Origin of the sequence: Neoroseomonas lacus (assembly GCF_014644535.1) — a bacterium.
Classification (GTDB): Bacteria; Pseudomonadota; Alphaproteobacteria; order Acetobacterales; family Acetobacteraceae; genus Neoroseomonas; species Neoroseomonas lacus.
In genome coordinates this window covers 1-2776 of sequence record NZ_BMKW01000049.1, presented here as the reverse complement: position 1 = coordinate 2776, position 2776 = coordinate 1, and the positions used below count along the sequence as shown (strand labels likewise).

Sequence of the window (2776 nt, the reverse complement as noted above, 5' to 3'; positions counted from 1 at the left end):
TGTGATCCCGCCGCACAGCGGACGAACACGCACCGATCAACGGTCACGCCCCCCCAAAAATCAGAGTTTCTGGAGGTGTCCAGTTGACACTGCGCCATGAGGTTGCGTTGGATTAGTACGGCAAGCACGGAGATCGGCGAGCCTTAACACGCAACTCGTGGCGCTGCTGGTCGGCTTCCACACTTTCCTCGCGGCGGACGTAAACTGCCGCGACTTCCGACCGCCCAGGCAAAAACTTCTTCAGCGCGAGGGGCGCAGCGCGCCAGCACAGGAGGATCGGTCATGAACAACATCGTCTACATCGTCGGAGCCGTGGTGATCGTACTCTTCATCCTGGGGTTTCTTGGCCTTCGCTGACACGCGCAGGGTTGAGGAGGAAAGCCGAAGTCCCGCCCATTGCGGGACGGTGAGTTAACTGCAGCGCGACCCGTCAGCACGGCTGCTCGGCGGTTCAGGGCCCGCAACGCTTTGGACAACAGTCCAGCGACGATGCCTGAGCAGCCGCGAAGCTTGATCTATCGCATGGCATCCGAAAGCAAAGAGGTCTACGAATTTCCCCCTAATGAACCGCGTGAACGCAACGTCCGCAGCGCTCGCGGCGTGTTGTTGGGATGGATACCAAGCCTCGACCCTGTCAATCGAATGGGGCACCGCGCCGTCTGCCAGGAGGACGTCATGACCCAGATCACCCGCCGCCACCTGCTTCCCTGGGGCGCTCCGATCGCCATCGGTCCCATCTTGCTGACCGTGGCGCCGCGTAAGGCCCATGCCGCTACGCGTGCTGAGATTGATAGCGAGGTAGCGAGCGCGTTGCGCACCCTTCGCGCGCAGGCAAACACCCGCCCACTGTTCGCCGGAGCCAAATCCATCCTCATATTTCCGCGCATTCTCAGTGGCGGCTTCATTGTTGGCGGCCAGTACGGCCAGGGCGCACTCATCGCGGGCGAACGCACGCTCGGCTACTACAACATCGCCGGAGCATCCTTTGGCTTCACGATCGGCGCACAGGTCGCCGGCCTGGCCATGTTCTTCATGACGGATGCGGCGCTTGCCGCGCTCAACGCCGCGAATGGCTGGGAGATTGGCACCGGCCCGACGGTCGTGGCGGTCGACCAGGGCTTGCAGGCTAACATCACCTCAACGACGCTGAGCGAACCGGTTTACGCGCTAAGTTTCAGCCAGCAGGGGCTAATGGCCTCCCTCGCGCTCAATGGTTCGAAGATCACGCGTATTCAGCCGGATTGACCACTCACCTCCGCCGGTGTCGGCGGCATCAGGAGAGGGCTAATGCGGCGTCTCGACGGCTGGAGATTTCCATGACCAAGACTTCCGAAGGCACCACCGAAGACATCGCGGCGGACTTGGCTTCGCTGCGGCAGGACGTTGCACGCCTCACCGAATCCATCAGTGCCCTGCTGCGGAACGAGGCGCTGGGCGCCGGGCAACGCGTCTCCGATGCAGTTGACGACGCGAAGACCAGGTTCGCCGGTACGGCCGCCGACGTAAGGTCACGCGTCAACGCGGTAGGCGGGGAGATCGAGGCCACCATCGAGCGCAATCCGATGACGGCCATGCTGATCACCTTCGCTGTCGGGATGGCCCTTGGCATGATGACCCGCTCGCGGCACTGATTGCCCATGTTCCGAGGGCTGTATCGTCTCTTGGTCGCGGCGGGTGATTGGCGCCCGCGCGACTTCCTGCTCGGCGTGGTTGCCGCCGAGCTTGTCGCGCTGATGGCGGTCGTCAGCCTCGGCTTCGCGACATTCGCCGCCTATACGCATTTCGCCGCGTCGGAGGGGCCAGTCTTCGCCGCGCTGGTGATTTCGGTTTCCTACGGGATGGTCGCGATCATCGCGGGCATTGTCCTGGCGCGCTGGCATGCCCGAACCTCGCACCATGAGGCTCGGGCGCCGGCAGCCCCCGAAGACCTCGAACTGCTGCTGCGGTCACTCGGTGAGGCCGGAAACGCGCAGGATCAGGCGGCGCTGATCGCGGCGCTGCGGTTGGGGCGAGACCTGACGCCGATGGAGCTTCTCGCTGTCTCGCTTATCGGCGGATTCTTCGCGGGCAGACGGGCTGGCAAGTAGGTTCGGCGTTCGAAGGTCGTCCTGCCTGGAGTTGCCCCCATCAAACCGGACAAGCGGCGTGGGTTACTGACTGCGCAGCGATGAACTCACGGGGCGAGCGCATGCGCAAGCCGCTGTGAGGGTGGATGGTGTTGTAGTCCTCGAACCATGCGGCGAGGCGCTGCAGGACGGAGATGGCATCGGGCCTGGGGTTCACACGGGCATAGTCGCGCTTGAAGGTCTTCACGAAGGCCTCGCAGACGCCGTTGCTTTCGGGGCTGCGGACGGGCGTGAAGCAGGCGACGAGGTTCAGCGCGACGGCGAAGTCGATGGTCTCGCCTGCGGTGTAGGCGGAGCCGTTGTCGGCCAGCCACTGCACGGGCTGCGGCGCGCGCAGGGCATCGAACCTGCGCTCGACGCAGTCGAGCATCATGTCGCGGATCATCTCGCCGCTGATGCCGCCGCCGGAGGTGGCGACCCAGGCCATGACCTCACGGTCGTGGGTGTCGATGGCGAAGGCGACGCGCACGACCTCGCCGTTCCAGCAGGGGATCTCGAAGCCATCGGAGGACCAGCGCTGGTTGGAGCAGGGTGCGATGACGGTGCCCTCGTGAGCGCGGAAGGCGGGCCTGCCGGTGTGGGGCTGCAGCAGCAATGAAGCCTGGCGCATGAGGCGAAAGACGCGCTTGTGATTGAGCGGCGGCAGCCCG

Annotated in this window: 4 protein-coding genes; 3 read left to right on the top strand and 1 reads right to left on the bottom strand. The window is 64.6% G+C overall.

The annotated features are described in order from the left end of the window. The first annotated feature begins 675 nt into the window (after positions 1 to 675). From IEY36_RS30295 to IEY36_RS30285, 3 genes are all read left to right on the top strand, one after another. Positions 676 to 1245: a lipid-binding SYLF domain-containing protein gene (locus IEY36_RS30295; RefSeq protein WP_188974042.1), complete on the top strand. Its 570-nt coding sequence runs from the start codon at positions 676 to 678 to the stop codon at positions 1243 to 1245. Between the two features lie 71 nt (positions 1246 to 1316). Then, positions 1317 to 1631 (top strand): DUF883 family protein, encoded by a 315-nt coding sequence (locus IEY36_RS30290; protein ID WP_188974040.1) that lies wholly within the window; start codon positions 1317 to 1319, stop codon positions 1629 to 1631. A 6-nt stretch (positions 1632 to 1637) separates the two neighbouring features. Next, entirely contained in the window at positions 1638 to 2087 is a 450-nt protein-coding gene (locus IEY36_RS30285; RefSeq protein WP_188974038.1) for a hypothetical protein, read from the top strand. Positions 2088 to 2127: 40 nt separating this feature from the next. Here IEY36_RS30285 and IEY36_RS30280 read toward each other — a convergent pair. Further along, the coding region (locus IEY36_RS30280; RefSeq protein ID WP_188974037.1) for a DDE-type integrase/transposase/recombinase at positions 2128 to 2776 on the bottom strand (649 nt) is incomplete at its 5' end.

Excerpts from the sequence above, each read along its gene's own strand:
- IEY36_RS30285 (WP_188974038.1), top strand. The coding sequence starts at position 1,638 with ATGTTCCGAGGGCTGTATCGTCTCTTGGTCGCGGCGGGTGATTGGCGC.
- IEY36_RS30290 (WP_188974040.1), top strand. The coding sequence starts at position 1,317 with ATGACCAAGACTTCCGAAGGCACCACCGAAGACATCGCGGCGGACTTG.
- IEY36_RS30295 (WP_188974042.1), top strand. The coding sequence starts at position 676 with ATGACCCAGATCACCCGCCGCCACCTGCTTCCCTGGGGCGCTCCGATC.